Origin of the sequence: Xanthovirga aplysinae, from assembly GCF_009711365.1 — a bacterium.
Classification (GTDB): domain Bacteria; phylum Bacteroidota; class Bacteroidia; order Cytophagales; family Cyclobacteriaceae; genus Xanthovirga; species Xanthovirga aplysinae.
Genome location: NZ_SMMB01000970.1, coordinates 1 through 5963 on the forward strand (window position 1 = coordinate 1; position 5963 = coordinate 5963).

Below are 5963 nucleotides of genomic sequence, written 5' to 3' on the forward strand. Positions count from 1 at the left end.
ATTCATTCATACGATCACGATCCTTCCAATGAAAATTTCGGAGAGGAGGCTGTAACCCAATTGCAGGTAGATGCTGAAAGAGTTTTTAAAACTCTTTTGGTTTTTCTGGATGTTGGGAATTTAGCCGTAGCAGTTGTCCCTGTGGCTAGGCAATTGAACTTAAAACTTATTGCAACAACTTTGGGAGCAAAAAAAGCTAAAATGTGCGATTCCAAGGAGGCTGAGCGAGCAACTGGGTATATAGTGGGAGGGATTAGTCCACTTGGGCAGAAAAAACAATTGCCAACTGTGGTTGATGAAAGTGCAAATAACTGGGATACCATTTACATTAGTGCAGGTAGGAGAGGCTTGGAAATAGAGCTCAAGGCAGAAGATTTATGTACTTTGACTATGGGACGGTTTGCTGATATTTCTAGGTAATGTGAATTAAAATACTTTTTTCTTTTAATAGCGATTCAATTATGACAGTAATAGGAATTAACCATATTAATATTAAAGCTCCTAAAGCACTTTTGAAAGAGGTCAAAGAATTTTACACCAAAATCCTAGGTTTGAAGGTGGGGTTTAGGCCTGAGTTTAATAGTGAGGGATATTGGTTGTATGCTAATAACCAACCTCTGGTGCATCTATCAGAAAACGAAAAAGAAAAAGAGGGAGAATCCTTAGGTCATTTTGATCATTTTGCTTTTAGTTGTTCTGATCTTAAACATTATGTTCAGCAACTGAAAAATGCTAATATCGTTTTTAAAAGCAGTTATCTGCCAGAAGTGAATACTACTCAATTGTTTTTGAGAGACCCTGCTGGTATAAGAGTGGAATTAAATTTTAAAAATGAAAGGTTTTAATGAGAGCGTACGTTCCCTTTTTTTTCATTTAGAAAATGGAGAATTTGAGGCGTTTTTTAATCATGTGGATGAAAAGCTTAAATGGACGGTAATGGGTACTCATCCCTTGGCAGGGGAGTATCATGGTAAGGAATACTTCTTAAGCAAAACTTTTGCTCGTTTAAATAAGCTTCTTGTAGGAGGGGTTCGACTTCGTGTAACGAATATTTTTATGACAGGGAATACTGCTATTGTCGAATTAGAATCCATCTCAACAGCAAAAAATGGGAAGCCTTTTAAAAATAATTATTGTTGGATTTGTCGTTTTGAGAATGGGAAAATTGTGGAGGTACGAGCATACTTGGATTCTGTAGCTGTCCAGAATCTATTTGATGAAAATGAAGAAATATGATCTTGGATTAATAAATCCCCATTTTTTACTTCAAGTATAAAAGAGAGAATTTTGCTTTTGAAAATGAGGAGAGGGTTTATCTTAATATACTATGTCCCCCTCCCCATTTTCTTTAATCTCTTTCCATTAAAGTAAATCTTAGTCCCAGAAAAGCACGGATTCCCTGATTTGATGCGTATACATAGGTAGGGTCAAAAGTATAGCCGTAAGGATTGCTTACCTTATCGTCTACATTCCGATCAAAAGGATCAAACGGCCTCATGATAGCATCATCTGATGGAGTGAAATTTAAAAGGTTTTTTACTCCTCCGTATAAGGTCCATTGGTCAGAAAAGCGTTTGGTGAGTTGAATATTTTGAATGCTAAAAAAGGGCGAATAATCATCTCTGAAGTCATCATCAAGCAATGGTAATTTCATAGGTCCATAGAAATTTCCTGTGTAATCAATGGTAAGATCCCATTTTTGGATTTTATAGCTGACGGTATAGGTTCCTGAAAAATTCTCCGTGAGCAATTGCTTGTGTTTGCTTTTTACGCCCTCTTCTTTTCTTATTTCAAAAACATCCATGAAAGTAAGGCCCAGGTTAACCTCCAGAGGTAGCGTAGCGAAATCTACATCAGTGTTAAGGGATAAACCGGTAGAAACGGCATATCCGTCCAAATTGTCATAAATGATTTGTTGATCGTTGGTTTCATAATCAGCAATTATCTTATTGGTGAAAAAGGTATAAAAAGCTGTTGCATCTAAGCTGATCAACCCAAAATCCTTGCCTATAAACTTTTGATAATTTAGGTTCGCATTATAGGATCGCTCAGGAAGGAGTTCTTCTGCAATCACCACCTCTCGTGCACCTGTTGTAGCGGCATGATCTTCGGTGAAAAGGTTCACCACCCTAAATCCATTTCCGAGGCTAAGTCGAAAAATATTTTGTGGATCAGGGGCCCATTTATAGTTTAATCGGGGAGAAAATATTTCCCCATGTTTTGAATGATGATCTAAGCGAGCACCTAATAATAATTTGTGATGCTCGTTGAATGTAAGTTCATCTTGCAAGAAAATTCCAGGTAAGAGCGTTTCAGCTGGTTCATTAGAACTTTCAGATGCTCCCACTCGAGTAGCAGGAGTATTGTCGTCGTAGTAAGTGTATCTTAAGGCAGCTCCTACTAAAAGGTCATGCGTATCATTGATTTTTTTATCCCAATTCAACTGATTAAAGACTATGTTTTCCTGCGCAATAAAGGAAGTATTTCCATAGCGAGAATCTTGATGGTGATTACTGTAGGAAAAATTATATATAACTTTCTCTCTTTGGAAAGGTAATTGATAAGCCCCCAATAATTCGTAACGGGTGGTGTAAATCGATTCTCCATATACCTGATCTCCTCCTCTATATTCTGGGGTCCATTGCATTTCTCCTCCCCAACGGTCTTCATAAATAAACCTTCCTGCAATAGAAGCGAGTCGATTTGAATTTCTTTTAAAATTCCATTTGTTGAAAAGGGAAATTCGGTTTTGAAGCGTGACATCGGTGAAATTATCCCCATTTTTATCAATGGGTTTACCATAATTGAAATAATTCAAGCCAAAAAGAGAGGTCGCCTTCCCAATTTTGTTTTTGAAGCCCACATCGGTATTGAACTCTTGCCAGTCAGTGGCATAGGCATCTAGTGTAAAAATAGGAGCTTTGTCGGGGCTTTTTGTGATTACATTGATTAATCCACCTACTGCTTCTGAACCATAGAGGGAGGATGCAGGGCCTTTTACTACTTCCAGCCTTTCTACCATGCTATTGGGAATTCCGTTAAGCCCGTAAACCGATGCCAAACCCCCAATAATGGGCATGCCATCGATTAAGGTCATGGTGTAGGGGCCCTCCATCCCATTGATGTGAATATCTCCTGTATTACAAATATTGCAATTGAGCTGAGGCCTAACTCCATTTACTAATTGTAGGGCCTCAAATAGAGCGGGAGTAGGGTTCTTCTTAAAGTAAGCTGGGGTGAATACTTCAACTGGCGCAGGAGATTTTTTTCTGGAAACTTCTTTCATGGTTCCTGTGACCACCACCTCATCCAGTTCGGATAGTTTTTCTTGCAATTCAATATCAAGAATTAGTGGAGAAGAGTTTTGGATATTTATTGTTTTTCCGAATGATTCATAGCCCATTGCGGAGACCTGTAGCGAATAATTACCGAAAGGAATATCACTTAATTCAAAATTTCCATTGGCATCGGAGGATGTGCCAAAAGTAGTATTTTCCAATCCAATATTAGCAAAAATAATGGCTTTGCCCCTATTTTTTACCTGTCCCTTTATTGAGCCTTTTCTTTCTTGGGCTTCGGATTCGAGACTATTGAAGGTGAAAATAAAGAAAAGTAGTATTAGTTTTTTCATAGGGATAGATTGATTTTTTTTACAAATCTAAATATAAAAACCATAAAACTAAAATAAAGTTTTAGCCTTGTCTAAAAATTTATTATGGTTGAACTTATTGTTCTGTGCATGATATCTTGAACAGACACTGGTTGTTATCTGAAAATATTTTTGAACGGAATGGGTTTTTAATTAAAAGAAGTGAAATTTGAGGGGTTGAAACAATGGTCTGAAGGGATGTGAAATTTTTGAAGTATTTGAAGGCATAGAAGGAATAAAAATTTCCAAAAAAGATTGAATCTAAAAGTGATGAGTACTTCTAACATTCTTTTCCTGGAAAACTAGGGTTCTTAAAAAACAATTTTTGTCCTTCGAGTTGTAAGGTGAAGGCAAAAGAAAAGCCATCTTTGAAACAAGGATGGCTTTTGTATTTTATTATCCTGACTAGTAATGTCAAACTGCTGATTCAAGCTTCACTGCTCCTTGAATAATATCTTCCACCACCTTTGGTTCTAGAAGAGTAGTGGTGTCCCCTAGGTTGGAGGTATTTCCCTCTGCTACCTTACGTAAGATTCTTCTCATTATTTTTCCGGATCGAGTTTTTGGGAGGTTCTCGACAAACTGAATTTTTTCCGGTCGAGCAATTTTACCAATTTGTTCATCTACCATCGCAATGATTTCCTCCCTTATTCTTCCTCTGTCTTCAGGAACATGATCCCCACAGATTACATAGGCATAGATACCTTGTCCTTTAATTTCATGAGGGTAACCCACTACTGCTGATTCAATAATTTCGGGATGTTCATCAATGGCATTTTCTATTTCAGCAGTTCCAAACCGATGGCCTGAGACATTTATTACGTCATCAATCCTCCCGATAATTCTGTACATTCCATCACGATCTCGTTTGGCGCCATCGCCGGTAAAGTAATATCCTTTATAAGAAGAAAAATAGGTTTTTCGGCAACGTTCATGGTCACCGTAAGTGGTTCGTATCATTGATGGCCATGGAAACTTTATGCATAGATATCCTTCTTTTTCATTTTCCTTGATTTCATCCCCATTTTTATCCAATAAAACTGGTTGGATTCCAGGAAGTGGATAGGTTGCAAAGGTCGGTTTGTTTTCTGTAATATTGGCCAAAGGAGAAATCATGGCTCCCCCGGTTTCGGTTTGCCACCAAGTATCTACTATTGGACACTTCTTTTTACCAATGTGTTCGAAGTACCAATACCAGGCCTCTTCATTAATAGGTTCTCCTACTGTACCGAGTACTTTTAAGGAGTTGAGTTTATAATTTCTTACAAAAGACAGGTCACTTGCCATTAGCGAGCGGATTGCTGTTGGAGCTGTATAAAAAATATTAACCTGATGTTTGTCCACAACCTTCCAGAAACGTCCAGCATCTGGGTAAGTAGGAACGCCTTCGAACATTAAGGTAGTTGCACCACTCAATAAAGGGCCGTAAATTAAATAAGTGTGTCCAGTAATCCACCCCACATCCGCAGAACACCAGTAAACGTCTCGGTCTTCATATTGGAAAACATTTCGAAAAGAATACTCGGCGTATACCATATAACCTCCGCAGGTATGGACCACTCCTTTGGGTTTTCCTGTAGAGCCGGAGGTGTAGAGAATAAAAAGCATATCTTCGGCATCCATTTCTTCTGCAGGGCAATCGGAAGTTACCTTTTCTATTTCCTCATGCACCCAAACATCCCTTCCCTCTTCCATTTTTATGGGATGAGCAGTTCTTTGAACCACCAAGACTTTTTTTACAGAATGACAGGTTTCAAGAGCTGAGTCTATAGTATCTTTTACTGGAAGCTTTTTGGGCCCTCTATACATACCATCTGTAGTAATTACCATGCTGCAGCTGGCATCATTTATTCTGTCTGCAATGGCCTGGGCAGAGAAACCAGCAAAGACAACTGAGTGTATGGCTCCAATTCGAGCACAGGCAAGTACAGCTATTGTTATTTCTGGGATCATAGGCATATAGATGCAAATGCGGTCCCCTTTTTTTGCTCCGTTCTCTTTTAAAACGTTTGCATATTTACATACTTTTTCATGCAATTCGGCATAAGTAAGGTGAATGGGCTGATCCCTTGGGTGATTAGGCTCCCAGATGATAGCGGTTTGTTTGCTTCTTTTTTCTAAATGACGATCTAAGCAATTTTCCGTAATATTTAATTTGCCATTAACGAACCATTTCACTTGGGGCTGTTTAAAATCTCCTTGCAAAACATGGTCCCATTTCTTTTTCCACTGAAAAGTGGAAGCAATATCGGACCAAAATCCTTCCGGGTCATTCACACTTTGTTTATATGAATTTTTATATTCCTCAAATGAA

At 38.2% G+C, this 5963-nt stretch carries 5 protein-coding genes; 3 read left to right on the plus strand and 2 right to left on the minus strand.

Annotated elements, in window-relative coordinates:
* From ybaK to E1171_RS09285, 3 genes are all read left to right on the plus strand, one after another.
* Positions 1 to 420: Cys-tRNA(Pro) deacylase (ybaK, locus tag E1171_RS09275; protein ID WP_155205727.1), on the plus strand; the 420-nt coding region annotated here is incomplete at its 5' end.
* A gap of 41 nt (positions 421 to 461) precedes the next feature.
* Complete coding sequence (locus tag E1171_RS09280; protein ID WP_155205728.1) at positions 462 to 845, plus strand: VOC family protein; 384 nt, start codon at positions 462 to 464, stop codon at positions 843 to 845.
* Positions 832 to 1236 (plus strand): nuclear transport factor 2 family protein, encoded by a 405-nt coding sequence (locus tag E1171_RS09285; RefSeq protein WP_155205729.1) that lies wholly within the window; start codon positions 832 to 834, stop codon positions 1234 to 1236. Before E1171_RS09280 ends, E1171_RS09285 begins: the two co-directional genes overlap by 14 nt.
* Before the next feature lie 112 nt (positions 1237 to 1348).
* On the opposite strand, the gene E1171_RS09290 is transcribed toward E1171_RS09285, so the two are convergent.
* Positions 1349 to 3631 carry a TonB-dependent receptor gene (locus E1171_RS09290; protein ID WP_155205730.1) on the minus strand — a complete coding sequence of 761 codons (2283 nt, stop codon included), beginning with the start codon at positions 3629 to 3631 and terminating at the stop codon, positions 1349 to 1351.
* Positions 3632 to 4063: 432 nt separating this feature from the next.
* Positions 4064 to 5963 (minus strand): acetate--CoA ligase (acs, locus tag E1171_RS09295; RefSeq protein ID WP_155205731.1); only part of this gene is annotated, 1900 nt, incomplete at its 5' end.